The 18952-nt window shown below is 39.1% G+C and carries 14 protein-coding genes; 6 read left to right on the forward strand and 8 right to left on the reverse strand.

Annotated features, from left to right (window positions below; genetic code table 11):
* Positions 1-113: 113 nt before the first annotated feature.
* Together NU09_RS16065 and mutS are read right to left on the reverse strand one after the other, a co-directional pair.
* Positions 114-1145 carry a hypothetical protein gene (locus tag NU09_RS16065; RefSeq protein WP_129752328.1) on the reverse strand — a complete coding sequence of 344 codons (1032 nt, stop codon included), beginning with the start codon at positions 1143-1145 and terminating at the stop codon, positions 114-116.
* A 59-nt stretch (positions 1146-1204) separates the two neighbouring features.
* On the reverse strand, positions 1205-3811 hold the full coding sequence (gene mutS, locus NU09_RS16070; RefSeq protein WP_129752329.1) for a DNA mismatch repair protein MutS: 2607 nt from the start codon (positions 3809-3811) through the stop codon (positions 1205-1207).
* A 138-nt stretch (positions 3812-3949) separates the two neighbouring features.
* Between mutS and NU09_RS16075 the strand changes: the two genes are divergently transcribed.
* Together NU09_RS16075 and NU09_RS16080 are read left to right on the forward strand one after the other, a co-directional pair.
* Entirely contained in the window at positions 3950-4480 is a 531-nt protein-coding gene (locus NU09_RS16075; protein WP_129752330.1) for an RNA methyltransferase, read from the forward strand.
* A gap of 34 nt (positions 4481-4514) precedes the next feature.
* The gene (locus NU09_RS16080) at positions 4515-6596 is read left to right on the forward strand and encodes a T9SS type B sorting domain-containing protein (RefSeq protein ID WP_129752331.1); all 2082 of its coding nucleotides are present in this window, start codon (positions 4515-4517) and stop codon (positions 6594-6596) included.
* On the opposite strand, the gene folK is transcribed toward NU09_RS16080, so the two are convergent.
* Positions 6585-7724 (reverse strand): 2-amino-4-hydroxy-6-hydroxymethyldihydropteridine diphosphokinase, encoded by a 1140-nt coding sequence (folK, locus tag NU09_RS16085; RefSeq protein WP_129752332.1) that lies wholly within the window; start codon positions 7722-7724, stop codon positions 6585-6587. The genes NU09_RS16080 and folK overlap by 12 nt on opposite strands.
* Before the next feature lie 166 nt (positions 7725-7890).
* Here folK and sppA point away from each other — a divergent pair, with 166 nt between their 5' ends.
* Positions 7891-9663: a signal peptide peptidase SppA gene (sppA, locus tag NU09_RS16090; RefSeq protein WP_129752333.1), complete on the forward strand. Its 1773-nt coding sequence runs from the start codon at positions 7891-7893 to the stop codon at positions 9661-9663.
* Positions 9664-9714: 51 nt separating this feature from the next.
* Positions 9715-12402, forward strand: a complete 2688-nt coding sequence (locus NU09_RS16095; RefSeq protein WP_129752334.1) for an AsmA-like C-terminal region-containing protein — start codon at positions 9715-9717, stop codon at positions 12400-12402.
* A 48-nt stretch (positions 12403-12450) separates the two neighbouring features.
* On the opposite strand, the gene NU09_RS16100 is transcribed toward NU09_RS16095, so the two are convergent.
* Positions 12451-13245, reverse strand: coding sequence for a DUF2797 domain-containing protein (locus tag NU09_RS16100; RefSeq protein ID WP_129752335.1), 795 nt, complete (start codon positions 13243-13245; stop codon positions 12451-12453).
* A gap of 41 nt (positions 13246-13286) precedes the next feature.
* Between NU09_RS16100 and NU09_RS16105 the strand changes: the two genes are divergently transcribed.
* Both NU09_RS16105 and NU09_RS17120 read left to right on the forward strand, forming a co-directional pair.
* Positions 13287-14816, forward strand: a complete 1530-nt coding sequence (locus NU09_RS16105) for a GH3 auxin-responsive promoter family protein (RefSeq protein WP_129752336.1) — start codon at positions 13287-13289, stop codon at positions 14814-14816.
* Positions 14817-14880: 64 nt separating this feature from the next.
* A complete protein-coding gene (locus NU09_RS17120) occupies positions 14881-15021 on the forward strand; it encodes a hypothetical protein (protein ID WP_165357709.1) in 141 nt (46 codons plus the stop codon).
* A gap of 49 nt (positions 15022-15070) precedes the next feature.
* Here NU09_RS17120 and clpX read toward each other — a convergent pair whose 3' ends face one another.
* From clpX to NU09_RS16125, 4 genes are all read right to left on the reverse strand, one after another.
* The gene (clpX, locus tag NU09_RS16110; protein ID WP_129752337.1) at positions 15071-16303 is read right to left on the reverse strand and encodes an ATP-dependent Clp protease ATP-binding subunit ClpX; all 1233 of its coding nucleotides are present in this window, start codon (positions 16301-16303) and stop codon (positions 15071-15073) included.
* A 77-nt stretch (positions 16304-16380) separates the two neighbouring features.
* On the reverse strand, positions 16381-17055 hold the full coding sequence (gene clpP / locus NU09_RS16115) for an ATP-dependent Clp endopeptidase proteolytic subunit ClpP (protein WP_129752338.1): 675 nt from the start codon (positions 17053-17055) through the stop codon (positions 16381-16383).
* Positions 17056-17143: 88 nt separating this feature from the next.
* Positions 17144-18469, reverse strand: coding sequence for a trigger factor (gene tig / locus NU09_RS16120; protein ID WP_129752339.1), 1326 nt, complete (start codon positions 18467-18469; stop codon positions 17144-17146).
* Positions 18470-18591: 122 nt separating this feature from the next.
* On the reverse strand, positions 18592-18939 hold the full coding sequence (locus NU09_RS16125; RefSeq protein WP_129752340.1) for a phage holin family protein: 348 nt from the start codon (positions 18937-18939) through the stop codon (positions 18592-18594).
* Between the last annotated feature and the right edge of the window lie 13 nt (positions 18940-18952).

Here is an 18952-nt window from a genome sequence, read left to right on the forward strand (position 1 = left end):
GTGCAAATGTAGCACATTTATTCAATTCTACAAGTGTTTTTTGAAAAAAAATTTAGCGAAAAATATAACCTGTTGATAACCTTTAGCTTAAATATAAAACTTTTTTTAAGGCTCTATTCCATACTACAATCTTTCACTTTACCCACTATATCTGAAGCCTTATAAAAGTAATCTTCTTTTGAAACAGGACTACCTATTATGCTATAGTGAAACTCAAAATCGTTATTGCAACAATACGCAAACACTAATTTCTTCTCATAATCATCAAGACTACCCTGCAAGTACATTTCCCTGTTCTTATTAACCTTATCAGGCTCCGGCATTTCCCTTAACCTGTAAATCTCACATTCAAATATTTTAAACGCATAATTACCAATATTATTAAAAACCCTATCTCCCAACTCGATATAATGTGTTAAAAAACCAGGCTTAATCTCACCGCTTTTCATACTACTTATATACATTTCCTTTATTTCGTTCTGCAAACTTCTGTCCTTACCCATTTCAAGATAATGAAGAAAAACAACTGAAGGCAGATTAACATCACCCACTAAGGTAATTGTAGCCCTCAACTTCTTTTCAGAATAATAACCATTCTTTTTAATATAATTAATCAGGTTTATAGTATTATTCCTGAAAAGCACCTCTAAAGTATCCGGAACTTCCCAACTATCACGGTATTTAGTAAGCCGTAGTTTATTATAAACAGAATCTAGTTTTCTAAATTCATCAAGATCTGAGAGATATTGCCTGTTAGCATTAAGGTTCTTTTCTCTAACCTTTTTCGCTTTTTGCTTTATTTTCAGAAAAGCCCTGCTATCATTGTAGTCCTCAAACACTTTTCTTTCAAACAACTTGGCATCAACTCCTTTATCAGCCAATCTGTCCGCAAAAAGAAGAAACTGTTCTTTATTATTTTCCTTATGCGCGCAAACAGCAGCATTATAGAGGTCAATACCAAATTCAACCCCTGTTGCAGTAAAAGCTTGGTTGTATTTTACAAGTGCCTGTTTGTAATTACCATCGGTAATATTTAATTCAGCCTCATTTACAAAATTATTATACTGTTCTCCTATACTTTGGGCAGTTAAACCATTTGTAAAAATAGATAAAGTGAAAAATAAAAAAAGCGTAAGGTGCTTCATAACAATAAATAATCATTCATTGTTACAAACGAAAAACACAGCGTTTTGTTATCCCTAAATTACTTTGCCAGCATTCGTTTAATCTCGTTAAGCTTCATTAAGGCTTCTACGGGAGTAAGCGTGTTGATATCAAGATTAACTATTTCCTCTTTTATCTCTTCTAAAAGCGGGTCATCAAGATTAAAGAAACTAAGCTGCAGTTCATCATCCTTAGAGGCTTTTCCGTTAGACAATGCCTCGCCCGAATGATCTTTCTCCAGCTTTTTAAGCAGCTTTTGTGCTTTTTGAATTACCGTTTGCGGCATCCCCGCCATTTTGGCTACATGAATACCAAAACTGTGTGCACTACCCCCTTTTACCAGCTTACGTATAAACAACACCGTATCCTTAAGCTCCTTTACCGAAACATTATAGTTTTGGATGCGCTCAAAAATATCCTGCATTTCATTAAGTTCGTGGTAATGGGTAGCAAAAAGCGTTTTAGGCTTTGCAGGGTGTTCATGAAGGAATTCGGCAATGGCCCATGCAATAGAAATACCATCGTAAGTACTGGTACCACGGCCAATTTCATCCAGTAAAATAAGGCTTCTGTCAGACAGGTTATTAAGAATAGAGGCTGTTTCGTTCATCTCTACCATGAAGGTTGACTCACCCATAGAGATATTATCCGACGCACCTACCCTTGTAAATATCTTGTCTACCACACCCATCCTGACACTTTCGGCTGGGACAAAACTACCCATTTGTGCTAATAGCACTATAAGAGCTGTTTGCCTTAATATTGCCGATTTACCCGACATGTTAGGACCCGTAATCATTATTATCTGCTGCCCTTCCCTGTCTAAGTAAACATCGTTTGTTACATAAGGCACATAAACAGGAAGCTGTTTTTCAATAACCGGGTGGCGGCCTTCTTTTATTTCAAGATCAAAGCTGTCGTCAATCTCCGGGCAAACATATTTGTTTTCTATTGCAAGTTGTGCAAATGACGTCAAACAATCCATTTGTGCTACCAATGCCGCATTAAGCTGTACCGGCTTAATATAAGTTGCTATCCACACTACAAGCTGTTCAAATAATTGTGTTTCCAGTTGGTGTATCTTTTCTTCAGCACCTAATATTTTAGCTTCATACTCCTTAAGCTCTTCGGTAATATAACGCTCGGCATTAACAAGGGTTTGTTTCCTTATCCATTCTGCCGGAACCTTATCCTTATGTGTATTCCTCACCTCTATATAGTAACCAAATACATTATTGAATGATATCTTAAGCGAAGAAATACCCGTACGCTCTGATTCTCGTTTTTCTATAGCCTCCAGAAACTCCTTTCCTGAAAAAGCGATGCTTCTCAACTCATCAAGCTCGGGGTGTACACCTTTTGCAATGGCGTTACCCTTATTGATAGACACAGGCGCTTCGGGATGTACCGTAGCTTTAATCTTTTCCCTTAACAGGTCACAACTATGAAGGCTATCCCCTATAGCCTTAAGAGCTTCGTTATCACTTTTTAGTGCCAGTTCCTTAATAGGCACAATAGCATCAAGAGAATCATTAAGATAGTTAACCTCCCTTGGGCTTACCTTACCTGCCGCGATTTTAGAGATAAGCCTTTCCAAATCGGAAATCTGTTTTACCTGCTGCTGTATTTTATGCAGCACTTCGGTATTATTGGTAAGATAAGAAACCACCTCATGCCTTGAGCGTATTTTATTTGCATCCTTAAGCGGTAATGCCAGCCAACGCTTTAAAAGCCTTCCTCCCATTGGCGACAGGGTTCTGTCTATAACATCGAGTAAGGTCACCGCATTAGGATTCGTACTGTTGTAAAGCTCAAGGTTACGTATGGTAAAACGATCCATCCATACATAAGCATCTTCTGCTATACGCTGAATAGAGGTAATGTGCTGTACTCTGTTATGCTGTGTTTCCGAAAGGTAATATAACACTGCTCCCGAGGCGATAACGCCCTCCTGCAGCTCCTCTATACCAAAACCTTTAAGTGAGTTGGTTTGAAAATGCCCGGTAAGGCTTTCAAAAGCATAATCTTCTTTATATACCCAGTCTTCAAGATAAAAGGTATGGTAATCTTCTCCAAAAGCCCCCCTAAAAGTAGTTTTATCCTGTTTCGGGACCAATACCTCACTCGGACTGAAATTCTGTAAAAGTTTATCGATATATTCTTCGTTACCCTGAGCGGTAAGAAATTCTCCCGTTGAAACATCAAGGAAAGAAACACCCAGTGTTTTCTTGCCGAAAAATACCGAAGCAAGGAAGTTGTTAGACTTGGCACTAAGCACCTCATCATTCATCGAAACGCCCGGCGTAACCAATTCGGTAACTCCGCGCTTCACGATAGTTTTAGTCATTTTAGGATCCTCCAGCTGATCGCATATAGCCACACGAAGACCCGCCTTCACCAGTTTAGGCAAATAGGTATTTAATGAATGGTGCGGAAAACCGGCCAGTGCCGTTTCAGTTTCACTACCGTTACCTCTTTTGGTTAATACAATACCTAAAATACCCGCTGCCCTAATGGCGTCTTCACCAAAAGTTTCATAAAAATCACCCACACGAAACAACAGGCACGCATCAGGATACTTTGCCTTAATGCTGTTATATTGCTTCATTAACGGGGTTTCTTTTGCTTTTTTCTCTTTTGTTGCCAAGGTGAAGTTATTTACCGGTTAAACTAAAGGGCGAATTTAATCAAATTCCAAAAAACTTAGGGTACACTGTTAGCAAATGGTGGATAACTAAATAATATAATATGCTTACTTTTGCAGCACGTATATTAAAGCAGAAAAATGAGAAAACTGGCAAACAGCGAACTGGACAGGAAAAGTGTTGACGATTTTAAAAAAGCAGAAAAAACTCCTATCATAATTATTCTTGACGATATAAGGAGCCTGCACAACATCGGATCGGTTTTTCGTACTTGTGATGCTTTTCTTATAGAAAAAATATACCTGTGCGGCATTACCGCAACTCCTCCTAATAAGGAAATACACAAAACTGCACTGGGTGCTACCGACACCGTTACCTGGGAATACCAAAAAGATGTACTTGAGGTTATCTCTTCACTAAAAAGTGAAGACACCGAAGTATGGGCCATAGAACAGGTAGAAAAATCAGTTTTCCTAAACGACTTTGCTCCGGAAAAAAACAAAAAATATGCACTTGTTTTTGGCAATGAGGTAAAAGGTGTATCACAAAAAGCAGTACAACTTTGCAACGGAACGATTGAAATTCCGCAATTAGGAACTAAACATTCCCTCAACATTTCGGTAAGTACAGGCATTGTTGTATGGGATATCTTTCAAAAACTACAACATTAGTACCCCTAAAACGTTTTTTTCCTACTTTTACGGGATGAAGTCCCTTAAATTTAAACATCTAGTTCTTTTATTGTCCTGTTTTGCATCATTAATTATAAATGCTCAGGATGCTCCTCCCGTATTAACCGCAAGCGGAAACCAGATTTATTGTCCCGGCACGCCTATTAATATTGTAACCGATTTTAATATTACCGATGCCGATGACACCGAAACCAATGCTGTATATATCCAGATATCATCAGGATATGTAAACGGACAGGACATACTATCACTAAACACTACAATACCAAACATAACAAGCAACTGGAATACTGTTTCGGGCAAGCTTACCATAGAAGGCGTTGGCGGACAAAGTGTTACTTACAGCGATTTGATAACCGCGGTGCAAAATGTGGTATACAATAACACCTCGGCAAACCCAAGCGGTTCAAGAACATTTTCTATTACTATAGGACAGGCTAATTACTTACCTTCTACTGGTCATTATTACCAGTTTGTATCCTCATTAGGAATAAGCTGGACAGCCGCTAAAGATGCAGCTGCAGCAAGCACCTACTATGGATTACAGGGATACCTGGCCACTATACTTTCTTCTGACGAAGCACAGCTTTTAGGTGAGCAGGCAACCGGCACGGGCTGGATAGGCGGAAGTGATTCGCAAACCGAAGGTGTATGGAAATGGATGACAGGCCCTGAAGCCGGTATAACATTCTGGAATGGTGGTGTAAACGGCTCAACACCAAACTTTGCCTTTTGGAATACAGGAGAACCTAACAACCAAAGCGATGAAGACTATGCCCACATTACCGCACCTGGTGTAGGAATAGCAGGCTCATGGAACGACCTACCTGTAAGCGGAAGCACAGGGGACTATGTTCCTAAAGGATATATTGTAGAATACGGAGGGATGCCCGGCGACCCTGTATTACAAATATCTGCGAGTACAACCATAACCATCCCTACCATTACGGGAACCACACCTGCAAGCAATTGCGGCGAAGGATCAGTTATACTTCAGGCCACTGCCGGAAGCGCTTTAATATACTGGTATGCAAATCCAAATGGCGGTACTCCGTTAGCTACCGGAAGTAGTTTTACAACACCGGTATTAACAGCCTCCACCACCTATTATGCATCCACTCACGATGAAACCTGTACAACTGCATCAAGAACTGCAGTAACGGCAACCATAAACCCAATCCCAACTGTAACAGTAACACAACCTGACCCCATATGTAGCGGAGAAACAGCAACACTGGAGGCATTGCCATCGGCAGGAACCGTAAACTGGTATACCTCTGCAACAGGTGGCACAGCGATAGGTTCGGGAACAAGTTTTACGACACAGGCTTTAAATTCAGATACTACTTTTTATGCTGAAGCTATTAGCAACGGATGTCCGTCTGCTTCGAGAGAAGCGGTAACGGTTAGCGTAAATGCTATTCCGGATGCAGGAGAAGATGAGGAAGTTGTTTTTTGTGAAGATAGCCAGGTAACACTAAATGCTAATGTTAGTAATGTTACTTATTTATGGTCTAATGGGGAAACCACTCCAAGCATTACGGTTAACCAGGCAGGAGCCTATACCCTTGAAATAACCAATAGTGCCGGATGCAGCGACAGTAAAACTTTTACAGCTGTTATGCTTACCGCACCTGTAATAAACAATGTTGTGGTAAACTCGGCAACGGCAACTGTAATAATGGAAGATACCGACTTTACGAGTTACGAATATTCACTTGACGGGATAAACTATCAAACATCAAATATGTTTTATAATCTTAGTGCAGGACAGCATACCGCTTATGCACGATCGCAAAATGGGTGCGGCATGGACTCGCAGACCTTTTTTGTATTGCTTATCCCCAGATATTTTACCCCTAACAACGATTCGGTTAACGATGTATTTACTATAGCTGGATTATCTACCTATCCTTTTGCCAAAATCAGCATTTTTGACCGTTATGGCAAAATTATAACAGTGCTTAGCAGTCGTAACCGCTCTTGGGATGGCACCTACAACGGACGAAACCTGCCTTCAAGTGATTACTGGTATGTAATACAACTGGATCCGTCGCTACCTGAAATAAAAGGGCATGTAGCATTAATTCGATAAGATATGGTTTTGAATTTGGGTTAGGATATCCAGATAATCTTCCTGATTATTTACAAAATCTTTACCCTCTACATCAATCAGCAGGATATTCATCCCCTGTTGTGTTTTGATGTATTCCATATAGCCACTGTTAAGCCTATCCAGATATTCCGGCTGAATATCCTGTTCATAGGTGCGTCCGCGTTTCTTTATCTGCTCTAACAGCGCATCCGTTTTTCGGTATAGATAAACATATAAATCAGGCTTTGGCGTTTCCCTGTTTATGATATCAAAAAGCTTATGATACAACCTGTATTCATCTTCGGTAAGGGTTACCTTGGCAAATATCAGTGATTTAAAAATATGATAATCCGACACCACAAAATCACTAAATAAATCCAGTTGGTACAAATCGTCCGAAAGTTGCTGGTGCCTGTCAGCAAGGAATGACATTTCCAGCGGAAAAGCATATCGTGCAGGCTCCTTATAAAACTTAGGCAGGAATGGATTATCGGCAAAACGCTCCAAAATAATTTTTGCATTAAAATCCTCGGCTATTCTTCCCGAAAGAGAAGTCTTCCCAGCACCTATATTTCCTTCAATAGCTATATAATTAGCCCCTGTAAACTGTATGTTTTTTATAGGATTTTCCAATTGGGAAACCAGTTTGCAATCACTATCATCGGTTGATTCGTCTACAAGAAGGTCGATATCCTTTTTAAGCACCGGATGCACCCATTCCGGCATTACATCCCTTAACGGATACAGCACAAAATTCCTGTCCTGCATTCGCGGATGCGGAAGGGTTAATTCAGGCAATGCAGCGATCTCGTTATTAAAAGCGATAATATCAACATCAATAACACGGGCACTATACCCCTGTCCTTCACCCCTTACCCTGCCAGCATCAAGTTCGGCCTTAAGTAGCGCCTGCAAAAACTGTACTGCTGTTTTATGGGTATGTACCAAAATAGCGCAATTATAAAAATCGTCACTTTCAAAACCCCATGAAGGCGTTTCATACAGACCGGAAACCTGTACCACTGTAGCTATATGGTTATGTATATAACTAATACAGTCCTGTATGTGTTGCAGTCTGTCACCCTGATTACTTCCAAGAGATAATATGGCGCGATTTTGAAATTTCATAGGCTGCAAATTAACTAAAACAATTTTAAAGGAAATTATATTTAAAGCCTGTGTTAACAAATTAATTTAGGGTCTGTACATATTTTTATAAAATTCTATCTTTAACCACTGTAACACTTTTGGACATTGTGCTACTTATATACAAGACAATAAATAAATCTGTACTATGCAATTTTTAAAAAATGTACTGGCTACCATTACAGGCCTATTCTTATTCTGCTTACTTTCATTCCTTTTCTTTATTATCATAGCTATTGCTGCTGGGGGAAGTAATGATGATGTTGTTACCGTTAAAGACAACTCTGTAATCGAACTTGACATTAAGGATGTACAAAACGATTATGCAGGAAAATTTTATAACGATAAACTATCTTTCCTAAACGACACGCCACATGATGGCCTTGTTGATGTGCTTAAAGCTATCGAGGCTGCAAAAACCGATGATAAAATTAAAGGTATAACCATAACCAACAGTACTTCAAGGTTAGGTATTGCACAAAATAAAGCACTAAGGGATAAACTTGAGGACTTTAAAGCATCAGGTAAATTCATTGTGGCTTATTCTGACAACTTCAGCCAGTCAGACTATTACCTTAACTCGGTTGCCGATACTATCTATATGAATCCTATCGCCGACCTTGATTTTAAAGGACTTTCTTCTGAAGTAATGTTTTACAAGGATTTTCAGGAAAAAACAGGCATCAAGATGGAGGTAATCCGTCATGGTAAATACAAAAGTGCCGTAGAGCCGTTTTTAAGCAACTCTATGAGTGAGGCCAACAGGGAGCAGATTTCAGAACTGCTTAACTCTGTATGGACTTCTGTAGCTGATGATATTTCAAAAAGCAGGAACATCCCTGTAGACAGCCTTAACAGTATTGCCAATAACCTTTCGGCACGCACTGCTGAAATGGCTAAAGACAGAAAGCTTATTGACAAAATAGGTTATGAAGACGAGTTCCATGCCGGTATTAAGCATGCTCTAAAAGTTGCAAAAGACGAAGACTATAATTCGGTAAGCATACTTGACTATGTTCAGGCAAATTCTATTAAAGACCTGCTATCTGACGCTAAAGACGAGATTGCTGTGGTTTATGCTCAGGGTGAAATTAGAAGTGGCGACGGAGCACTTACCATTATTGCTGAAGGCGCAATGAGAAAAGCCCTGAAAGAAGCACGTGAAAACGAAGATGTAAAAGCAGTGGTACTTAGGGTTAACTCTCCAGGAGGAAGCGCCCTTACTTCTGAACTTATATGGAGGGAAATTGAACTCACCAAGCAGGTAAAACCGGTAGTGGTATCTATGGGTAACTATGCTGCATCAGGAGGATATTACATTTCCTGCGGTGCTAACAGGATATTTGCAGAATCAGGTACCATAACAGGATCTATAGGTGTATTCGGAATGCTTCCTAACCTTTCTCAGCTGTCTAACAATTTAGGTATACATACAGAAAAAGTAAGTACTCACGATAACTCGGCAGGGTACAGCCTTTTCACTCCGCTTGAAGATGAAACAAGAGCTATTATAACAGAAAGTGTAGAAAACATTTACACCACTTTTGTAAATCGTGTAGCTAAAGGAAGAAACATGTCTTTTGAACAGGTAGATTCTATTGCCCAGGGACGTGTATGGGCAGGTACCGAAGCAGTTAAGAACGGACTTGTAGACGAAATAGGCGGCCTTGATGATGCCATTGCCTATGCTGCAAAACTTGGTAAAACCGAAAGCTACAAAACAGTAAACTATCCTGAGTTTGAAATGACTTTTGATCAGTTTCTTGCAGGTAAAAGCGGACTTCCTTTTGCTCAGTCTAAAGAAGACATGATTAAAGAAGAAATTGGAGAAGAAAACTATATAATGTTAGAGCGTATAAGAAGGATAAATCAGCTACGCGGCAATCAGGTTATCCTTCCTTATGAAATAACGATACGATAATAAGCGTTATAAATCTTTATTTGTATTTTTAAGGTCTCTAACTAAAAAATTATGATCAAGAAAATTTTAAAATGGGCAGGTATTATCCTGCTCATCCTTATTATTGCACTGGTGAGTGCACCATTCCTTTTTAAAGGAAAAATAAAGTCGCTGGTACTTAAAACCATAAATGAGCAGGTTGATGCCACGGTAGCCTTTGAAGACGTTAGCCTTAGCCTCTTTAGGAACTTCCCTATGGCAAGTGTTTCGGTTGAGAAACTAAGCATTATCAACAAAGCCCCGTTTGAGGGAGACACCTTGGTTTATATGGGTAATATAGACCTTACCATGTCTGTTAAAGAACTTTTTAAAGGTGAGGGCGAGCCCATGAACCTTGAATCATTCTCTACCAAAGACGGTGTGGTAAACATCCTTATCAATAAAGATGGCATAGGCAACTTTGACATTGCCCTTAAAGATGAGGAAGACAAACCGGGCGATGACAGCGAAAGCAAACCATTTGCACTTAACATTCAGGATTATGCCGTAGAGAACCTACGCCTTAAATATTATGACGAAAGCTCTAAAATGAAGCTGGTTATAGACAGCCTTTACCATGATGGAAAAGGAAACTTTGCCGCTTCTAAACTTGACCTTGACACCCATACTACAGCCAAACTTTCCTTTGATATGGATAAGACCAACTATATGAGGGATGTAGCATTAAAACTGGATGCGGTATTGGGTATAGACTTAGAGAACAGCATATATACTTTTAAAGAAAATAAGGCTTTTATCAATCAGTTGCCTTTAGAGTTTGACGGTAGTGTAGCACTTAAAGAAGAAGGCCAGCAGATTGACCTTACTTTTAAAACGCCTACATCATCTTTCAAAAACTTCTTAGGCTTGGTTCCGGAAGCTTATTCCGGTAACCTGAGCACCGTAAAAACAGAAGGAGACTTTACTATTGACGGTAAAGTGAAAGGACTTAACGGAGAAAACAGCATCCCTACATTTAATGTAGCCATAGCTTCAAACAACGCTTCATTTAAATATCCTGATCTTCCTAAATCAGTGCAGAACATTGTTATTGACACTAAGATTATCAATGAGACAGGTATTTTAAACGATACTTATGTTAACCTTGACAAACTGTCTTTCAGGATAGACCAAGACGTGTTTAACGCAAAGGCTACTATAAGGAACATTGTGGATAATGCCCTTGTGGATGCCGATCTTAATGGTACCATTAACCTGGCTAACGTAAGCAAGGCCTATCCTGTTCAGCTTGACACACCGCTTTCCGGCATCTTAAAAGCGAACCTTTCTACCAAGTTTGATATGCTTTCTGTAGAAAAAAGTGAGTATGAAAAAATGCAGAATAATGGTAGCATGAGCCTTTCAGGATTTACATATTCCGGGGACGGGATGGCAAAACCTGTATCGATAAGCCAGGCAAGCATACAGTTTAACCCAAGCAGAATTACGCTTAGCGAGTTTAAGGCTAAAACAGGAGGTTCTGATATTTCCGTTACTGGTACGCTTGACAACTTCTACGGATTTATCTTTAAAGACCAAACTCTTAAGGGTAATTTTGACATGAGCGCTAACCAACTGTTGGTTGCCGATTTCATGGCTCCTGAAGCTCCTGAAACAAAAGCGAAGACTGAAGAAGGAGAAGCTAAAACCGAAGCTAAACCTGCCGCAGCATCAGAAGCGGTTAAAATACCTGCTTTCCTTGACTGTACAATTACTGCAAGAGCAAATACAGTAGTATATGATAACCTTAACCTGAAAAACGTTTCGGGTAAAATGGTAATTAAAGATGAGGCTGTTGCCTTACAGAATGTAACCACTGATATATTTGGAGGTAAAATAGGGTTTAACGGAAATGTTTCAACTAAAGCTGCAACGCCTACTTTCAAGATGGACTTGACGCTTAGTGCTGTGGATATTGTTCAGTCGTTTACGCAGCTGGACATGCTTAAATCAATAGCGCCTATTGCCAATGTACTTACAGGTAAGTTAAACTCGACCATTAATGTATCGGGTAACCTGGACAGTAAGGAAATGACACCAGACCTTAACAGTCTTACAGGTGATTTACTTGGACAGTTAATGAATACCAGCATTAAAGAGGAAAACTCTAAACTACTTACAGCTTTAGACAACAACCTTAAATTTATAGACCTTAGTAAGGTTAACCTTGACAACCTAAAAACATATTTAAGTTTTGAAAACGGCAAGGTAAACATCAAGCCGTTTAATATCAAGTACCAGGACATTACAGTTCAGGTGGGTGGTCAGCATGGCTTTGACCAGTCTATTAACTACAATGTAGCTTTTGATGTTCCTGCAAAATACTTAGGAAGCGATGTTAACAAACTGCTTAGCTCTTTAAACAGTACTGATGCAAGCAAGATAAGTGTTCCTGTAAATGCTAACATTACCGGTAGTTTTGACAACCCTAAAGTAAGTACAGACGTTTCTAAAGCTGTGACCGACCTTACACAGCAACTTGTAAAGCAGCAAACGGATAAGTACAAAAAAGAAGGAGAAGATAAGCTTAAGGAAACTATTGGTGGCCTGTTAGGCGGTAATAAAAAAGAAGAGGATAAAACCTCAACAACTACCGACCAGACAAAAACAAACACCACTACCAATAACCAAACCCAGCAAACTGCTGAAGATAAAGCAAAAGAAGCCGGTAAGGATTTAATTAACGGCCTGTTTAAAAAGGATAAGAAAAAAGAGGAATAATAAAAAAAGCCCCTGCTAAGCAGGGGCTTTTTTTATATAATAACTATATTATACACTTATAATAACCTCAAAACCTTCATAAGACCTTACGTTAAATACGGTACCGTCTTCAAACATAAGGTATTGCCCCTTTATACCTGTAAGCTTACCGCTGTAAGCAGGCGTTTTGGTAAGGTTAAGACTGTTTATCTTTTTAGGATATTCCAATACCGGATACTCTAAAGTATAAAGTTTTTCAGGAGTAGTCTCAAAATACTCTTTTACCTCATCCGGCAGTAATGCATGCATCTCGTTTCTTCTGCCAATAAGATCAATCTCCATAATATCATTAAGCAGCATTTTCTTCCAGTTTATCTTGTCAGAAAAATGGTCTTTTAGGGCAACCTCTGTAATACCTGCCAGATAACGGTTAGGCACCTCAATTAGAGGAATAGCCTGCGATGCTCCCTGGTCTATCCATCGTGTAGGCACCTGAGTTTTACGAGTAACCCCTACCTTCATATCACTTGCTGAAGCCAGATATACAATATGCGGCTGGAGCTGCACTTTCTTTTCATATTCCAAATCCCTGTCGGCAATACCCAAATGCGCCGTACTCAATTCAGGTCGCATAATCCAGTCACCGGCATCAGGTATGCTGTAAAAGCAGTCGTAACAAAAACCCGTTCTGTATATTTTTTTCTTTTTACCACAGTTAAGACACTTAAAACCCTGAAAATTAATCTCAAGATCTCTGCCCAACAACTGATTCATATTCAAAAAACTATTCTCAAACACCAGATAATACTGTATCGGGGTGCCCTGTTCGGTTTGCATTTTTGTTAGTACTCCTTCGTATTGCATGGAAAATTTAGTATTTTTATGGCATAAAGATACTATAAAATATGGCTTTGGCGATTATCAATTCGGTTGCTTCATGGATTTTGAAGAAGAGAATCCATCAGATAGAATTGTTCCTTAAGTACCCTAACGAGGTTCAGGAGGAACTGCTTCACAGCCTTTTAAGAAGTGCCGAGAACACCTCTTTTGGTAAAAAATATGATTTTTCGTCAGTAAGAAGCTATGCTACTTTTGCCGAGAGGATACCTATTTCCACATACGAAGATCTGGAGCCGCTTATTGAGCAGACCCGCCGTGGCGAGCAAAACGTTATCTGGTCTTCCCAAATTAAATGGTTTGCAAAATCCAGCGGTACCACCAATGCCAAAAGTAAGTTTATACCCGTTAGCGCCGAAGCATTGGAAGACTGCCATTACAAGGCTGCTAAAGACTTACTTTGCCTGTATCTTAACAACAATGAAGATGCCCAACTATTTACCGGAAAAAGCCTGAGGCTTGGAGGCAGCAAGCAGCTTTATGAGGACAACAATACTTTTTTTGGTGACCTTTCTGCCATACTTATAGAAAACATGCCTATGTGGGCAGAATTCAGCAGCACACCAAGTAACAGGGTATCGCTAATGAGTGAATGGGAAAGCAAGCTTTCTGCCATTGTAAAGGAAACTGTAAACGAAAATGTTACCAGTTTTGCAGGTGTCCCTTCATGGATGCTTGTCCTTATGAACAGGATATTGGAGGAAACCGGAAAAGGAAACCTTCATGAGATATGGCCAAATGTGGAAGTTTATTTTCACGGAGGCGTTAGCTTTGAACCTTACCGCGAACAATACAAAAAAATACTGCCTAAAAGTGAGTTTAGGTATTATGAAATATACAATGCCTCTGAAGGTTTTTTTGCCATACAGGACACCAATGAGAGTGATGAGCTATTACTAATGCTTGACTATGGTATTTTCTACGAATTTATACCTATGGACAGTTTTGGCTCACCTAACCAGAAAGCAGTACGACTGGCAGATGTTGAGCTTAATAAAAACTATGCAGTACTTATTACTACCAATTCGGGATTATGGCGTTATCTTATTGGCGATACTATTCGCTTTACATCATTAAACCCGTACAGAATAAAAATAACCGGACGCACCAAACATCATATTAATGTATTTGGGGAAGAGCTGATGGTAGAAAATACCGACAGGGCGATAGCCAAAGCCTGCAAACTTACAGGAGCCGATGTTTGCGATTATACCGTAGCTCCTATTTTTATGGATGGCAAAGAAAAAGGTGCACACGAATGGATTATTGAATTTGACAAACATCCGGAAAACATAGAGCATTTTACTGAAGTTCTTGATAAATCATTACAGGAACTTAACTCTGATTATGAAGCTAAGCGTTACAACAACATGACCTTAAATCCGCTGGTAATAAATGTGGCAAGGCCAAAATTATTTTACGACTGGCTTAAGGCCCAGGATAAACTGGGAGGTCAACATAAAATCCCGAGGCTTTCTAACGAAAGACATTACATGGAACAACTTAAGGCCATGCAGCCTGCCGACATAACCGCTTAAACATTAACAGTTAAATTATTAGCCTTTTATATCAAGTTTTTATATTTGTAAAAATTGAAAAGCTATGAAAAGGATTTACTTACCACTATTAGGAACTGCTTTATTGCTTTTAACATCATGCGGACCAAAACGACTGGGGTGCGGCAAAAGATGGTGTGAGGCAACAAAATCTACAGAACAGGTTAACATCAAAAAAGATGCATAATAAAAAAGGCTGCCATTCGGCAGCCTTTTTTATTTATATCAGGCAACAATTATGATGCTGCCTTAAGTCTTTTTAATAAAGTCTTATTAAGATGATGTTCTACATACTCTTTATCAATATGCAGTTCTTTTTCATCAGATCCCGGGATTTCATACATCGCCTCGTTAAGGATGGCCTCGCATAGCGAACGTAGTCCCCTTGCACCCAACTTGTACTCTAAAGCTTTGTCTACAATGTAGTCTAATGCGTCATCACTTACCGATAATTCAACCTCATCCATAGCGAACAGCTTTCTGTACTGCTTGATAAGCGCATTTTTAGGCTCTGTAAGGATAGCTCTAAGCGTCTCCCTATCCAGAGGATCCATATGCGTTAAAACCGGCAGCCTTCCTATTATTTCAGGTATAAGACCAAAGTCCTTTACATCTTTAGGAATAATGTACTGTAACAGGTTATCATTGTCAATATTATCGGCATTACGGGAAGTGCTGTAACCTACAGCCTGCCTGTTAAGCCTTTTAGATATTACACGGTCTATACCATCAAAAGCACCTCCGGCAATAAATAGGATATCCTGTGTATTCACCTCGATAAACTTCTGGTCAGGGTGTTTTCTTCCACCTTTAGGCGGAACGTTAACCACAGTGCCCTCAAGCAACTTTAATAATGCCTGTTGTACCCCTTCTCCCGAAACATCACGTGTAATGGACGGATTATCGCTCTTACGGGCAATTTTATCTATCTCGTCAATAAATACGATTCCTTTTTCTGCTTTTTTAACGTCATAGTCGGCAGCCTGAAGTAAACGGGTAAGTATACTTTCCACATCTTCCCCCACATAACCTGCTTCTGTAAGCACGGTAGCGTCTACAATAGTTAAGGGCACATTAAGCATTCTGGCAATGGTTTTAGCCACAAGGGTCTTACCTGTACCGGTTTGCCCTACCATAAGAATGTTACTTTTCTCGATTTCAACACCCTCATCGTCCTGCTTTTGCATTAGCCTTTTATAGTGGTTGTATACCGCTACAGACAGCACTTTTTTAGTTTGGTCCTGCCCTATTACATACTGATCAAGAAATGCCCTTATTTCCTTTGGTCTTTTAAGCTCAAGCTCAGCAGAAAGCGATGCAGAACCGCTTTGTCTTAGCTCTTCAAGCACTATACCATGAGCCTGCTCAATACAGCGATCGCAAATATGTGCATTGATCCCTGCAATAAGTAAATTGGTCTCAGGCTTTTTTCTGCCGCAAAAAGAACATTCTAATACTTCTTTAGCCATATAATTTTATAATGTTTTAATAGCCAGAGACATTGCCCCGGCCAAATAAAACGCAAAGATACGATTTTTATTCTGTTTTACTCCCTAACAAGTACTTCGTCTATCATACCATACTCTTTAGCCTCTGTAGCTTTCATCCAGTAATCACGCTCACTGTCTTTGTAAACTTTGTCATAATCCTGTTTAGAGTGCTTAGCTATTATATGATATAACTCCTCTTTTAGTTTTAACATTTCACGAAGATTGATCTCCATATCGGTAGCGACACCCTGTGCTCCTCCCGATGGCTGGTGAATCATAATTCTTGAATGCGGAAGTGCCGAACGCTTACCGTCTGCACCTGCGCAAAGTAACACTGCTCCCATAGAAGCTGCCATACCTGTACAGATAGTAGCTACATCAGGCCTGATGTACTGCATGGTATCATACATACCTAAACCTGCATATACGCTACCTCCCGGAGAATTAATATAGATTTGAATATCCTTAGAAGCATCTGTACTTTCAAGGAACAACAACTGAGCCTGTACAATATTTGCAATCTGGTCGTCTATACCGGTACCTAAAAAGATGATCCTGTCCATCATCAAACGTGAAAATACGTCAAGCTGGGCAACATTCATCTGGCGCTCTTCCATAATATACGGAGTCATGCCCATTGGGGTTACACGGTTAACTAATTTATCATAATATAGATTGTTTATGCCATGATGTTTTGTGGCATATTTTTTAAACTCTTTACCGAAATTCATAGTCATTTTTGGATTTAAAATATTCGACAATAAAAAAGCGTCAGGATATAAATCCTGACGCTCAAATATACTTATTTTTTACGAGAAATTACTCTCCGTACATTTCCTTAATAAAGTCCTGATAAGTAACTTCTTTCTCTTTTGCTTTAACATTTTCTTTGAAAAGGTTAAGCATTTTTTCGCTCATTACCTGCTCAGATAATCTCTTAACTTCGTCTTTGTTAGAAAGAACTCTTGAAACAATATTATCAACATCAGCATCAGTTGGGTTCATCTGACCGAATTGTGCCATTTGTTTTTTAATAACATCTGAAGTATAAGCCTTAAGATCGTCAAAAGTTATCTGTAGGTTGTTCTCAGTAATAACTTTACCTTCAATCAACTGGTAACGTAAACCTTTTTCAGATTTAGCATACTCTTCTTCAGCCTGCTCTGCAGTTAGCGGGTTCTCACCTACAGTCTGTATCCATTTTTTAAGGAACTCAGCCGGAAGATCGAACTTAGTGTTCTCGATTAAGAACTCAGTTACATCGTTAAGGAATTTCTGGTCTGCCTGAGTAGCAAATTGCTGCTCTGCATCTTCCTTAATTTTCTCTTTTAGCTGCTCTACAGAAGTTACAACACCTTCACCAAACAGTTTATCAAAAAGCTCCTGGTTAAGCTCAGCTTTTTCAGAAGTATTAATTTCTTCAATCGTAAAATCTACATCAACTTCAAGACCGTGTACATCATCATGACTTACTTTAAGGTAATCCATAAGTTTGTGATCGTCATCAAAAAGGTTTTTAGTAGAAACCGTTACAACATCACCAACTTTTTTACCGATAAATTTCTTTCCGACAGTTTTAGTTTTGAAGATAGAAGGAGTAATAGTTACTGTATTGTTGATACCTTTTTCCTCGTTTGTAAACGTACCGCGGATATCATCACCTTCTTCAGATTTTTCTTTAGAAACAAGCTTACCGTATTGTTTTTGAATACGCTCAAGCTGCTCTTCAAGCATAACATCGTCTGCCTTGATTATATATTTTACAAGTTTGTTTTTTGCAGCAAGGTCTATTTTGAATTCAGGAGCAAGACCAAGTTCAAATTCAAAAGCATAATCATCAGCATCCCAGTTGAAATCTTCAGTCAATTTAGGAAGCGGATTACCTAATATATCCAGTTTCTCCTCAACAAGGTAATCGTTAAGTGAAGACTGAAGTAATTTGTTTACCTCATCTACAAGAATGGCTTTACCATATTGTTTTTGTATCAGGCTCATTGGAACAGCACCTTTCCTGAATCCGGGAATGCTTGCATTTTTCCTGTAATCCTGTAGAACTTTATCTACCTTTGGTTTGTAGTCCTCTTTTGTAATAGCTACTGTTACAACAGCATTTAATGCATCTACCTGCTCTCTTGTAATATTCATTATCTAAATTATTTTAAAAACCATAAAATTATGGGTTGCAAAAATATACTTTTTTTACAACCCATACAAGTTTTTAAAATATTGTATTTCAACACCCTTAAAAAGAATACTGCTGCTTATTTTCAGGAAGCCTCTTTTTCTGAAAGCCTGGATACCAGCGACTGGCAAAATGATAATATAAGACTAAAAAGCAGGGCGTGCCAAAAGCCATCTACATAAAAACCGGGAACCAGTTCTACACAAAGTAAAATGATAACAGCATTTATAACCAGCAAAAACAACCCTAAAGTAAAGATTGTTGCGGGAAGCGTAAATAAAACCAAAAGCGGTTTTACAAAAATATTAAGCAACCCTAACACCAAAGCCACCAGTAATGCCGATCCCCAACCGTCTACCCTAACACCCGGAAGCAGGTGTGACAACAACAAAACAAAAACAGTGGTAAAGAAAATGTTTATAAGTGTTCTCATGTTAAAAAAGTTT

This window comes from Flavobacterium beibuense (assembly GCF_004151245.1).
GTDB classification, from domain to species: domain Bacteria; phylum Bacteroidota; class Bacteroidia; order Flavobacteriales; family Flavobacteriaceae; genus Flavobacterium; species Flavobacterium beibuense_A.

What these genes read in the sequence shown, in the direction of transcription:
- NU09_RS16065 (WP_129752328.1), bottom strand. Translation starts at nt 1,145, where the DNA reads ATGAAGCACCTTACGCTTTTTTTATTTTTCACTTTATCTATTTTTACA.
- NU09_RS16075 (WP_129752330.1), top strand. Translation starts at nt 3,950, where the DNA reads ATGAGAAAACTGGCAAACAGCGAACTGGACAGGAAAAGTGTTGACGAT.
- NU09_RS16080 (WP_129752331.1), top strand. Translation starts at nt 4,515, where the DNA reads ATGAAGTCCCTTAAATTTAAACATCTAGTTCTTTTATTGTCCTGTTTT.
- folK (WP_129752332.1), bottom strand. Translation starts at nt 7,724, where the DNA reads ATGAAATTTCAAAATCGCGCCATATTATCTCTTGGAAGTAATCAGGGT.
- sppA (WP_129752333.1), top strand. Translation starts at nt 7,891, where the DNA reads ATGCAATTTTTAAAAAATGTACTGGCTACCATTACAGGCCTATTCTTA.
- NU09_RS16095 (WP_129752334.1), top strand. Translation starts at nt 9,715, where the DNA reads ATGATCAAGAAAATTTTAAAATGGGCAGGTATTATCCTGCTCATCCTT.
- NU09_RS16100 (WP_129752335.1), bottom strand. Translation starts at nt 13,245, where the DNA reads ATGCAATACGAAGGAGTACTAACAAAAATGCAAACCGAACAGGGCACC.
- NU09_RS16105 (WP_129752336.1), top strand. Translation starts at nt 13,287, where the DNA reads ATGGCTTTGGCGATTATCAATTCGGTTGCTTCATGGATTTTGAAGAAG.
- NU09_RS17120 (WP_165357709.1), top strand. Translation starts at nt 14,881, where the DNA reads ATGAAAAGGATTTACTTACCACTATTAGGAACTGCTTTATTGCTTTTA.
- clpX (WP_129752337.1), bottom strand. Translation starts at nt 16,303, where the DNA reads ATGGCTAAAGAAGTATTAGAATGTTCTTTTTGCGGCAGAAAAAAGCCT.
- clpP (WP_129752338.1), bottom strand. Translation starts at nt 17,055, where the DNA reads ATGAATTTCGGTAAAGAGTTTAAAAAATATGCCACAAAACATCATGGC.
- tig (WP_129752339.1), bottom strand. Translation starts at nt 18,469, where the DNA reads ATGAATATTACAAGAGAGCAGGTAGATGCATTAAATGCTGTTGTAACA.
- NU09_RS16125 (WP_129752340.1), bottom strand. Translation starts at nt 18,939, where the DNA reads ATGAGAACACTTATAAACATTTTCTTTACCACTGTTTTTGTTTTGTTG.